This window comes from Paenibacillus sp. 11B (genome assembly GCF_030487755.1).
GTDB lineage: Bacteria > Bacillota > Bacilli > Paenibacillales > Paenibacillaceae > Paenibacillus > Paenibacillus vandeheii.
The window spans coordinates 1-651 of record NZ_JAUKNS010000022.1 but is presented as its reverse complement, the minus strand read 5'-3'; the positions used below and the strand labels follow the sequence as shown (position 1 = coordinate 651).

6 tRNA genes are annotated in these 651 nt (G+C 50.2%); all 6 read left to right on the top strand.

The features are described 5' to 3' along the window. The first annotated feature begins 28 nt into the window (after positions 1 to 28). Positions 29 to 104: transfer RNA gene (locus tag Q0V21_RS32705), tRNA-Thr, on the top strand. 97 nt (positions 105 to 201) lie between these two features. Further along, a tRNA-His gene (locus Q0V21_RS32700) sits at positions 202 to 277 on the top strand. 11 nt (positions 278 to 288) lie between these two features. After that, positions 289 to 363, top strand: a tRNA-Gln gene (locus Q0V21_RS32695). Between the two features lie 9 nt (positions 364 to 372). Next, positions 373 to 448, top strand: a tRNA-Lys gene (locus Q0V21_RS32690). 9 nt (positions 449 to 457) lie between these two features. Then, positions 458 to 544 (top strand) — tRNA-Leu (locus Q0V21_RS32685). An 8-nt stretch (positions 545 to 552) separates the two neighbouring features. After that, positions 553 to 627 (top strand) — tRNA-Gly (locus Q0V21_RS32680). Positions 628 to 651: the final 24 nt, after the last annotated feature.

Sequence of the window (651 nt, the reverse complement as noted above, 5' to 3'; positions counted from 1 at the left end):
TTTTACTCAAGTATTACATTTACACCGTGCCGGTGTAGCTCAACTGGTAGAGCAACTGACTTGTAATCAGTAGGTTGGGGGTTCAAGTCCTCTCGCCGGCACCATTTATTGCATTTACCTCTGAATTTATAATAGAATGTATATTATAGGTACAGATGGGAATACTGAGATACTCTCAGCGAATGTAAGGGATAGCTTATGGCGATCGTGGCGAAGTGGTTAACGCACCGGTTTGTGGATCCGGCATTCGGGGGTTCAATTCCCCTCGATCGCCCCATGTTTTCTTAATGGGGATTAGCCAAGCGGTAAGGCAACGGACTTTGACTCCGTCATGCATAGGTTCAAATCCTATATCCCCAGCCATTTTAGTTTGAGTCATTAGCTCAGCTGGTAGAGCACCTGACTTTTAATCAGGGTGTCGAAGGTTCGAGCCCTTCATGACTCACCATTATATTTTGCGGTCGTGGCGGAATTGGCAGACGCGCACGGTTCAGGTCCGTGTGGGCTAACCCCCGTGGAGGTTCGAGTCCTCTCGACCGCACCATATATTTTGCGGACGTGGCTCAGCGGTAGAGCATCGCCTTGCCAAGGCGAGGGTCGCGGGTTCGATTCCCGTCGTCCGCTCCAATATTTGCGCCCTTAGCTCAGCTG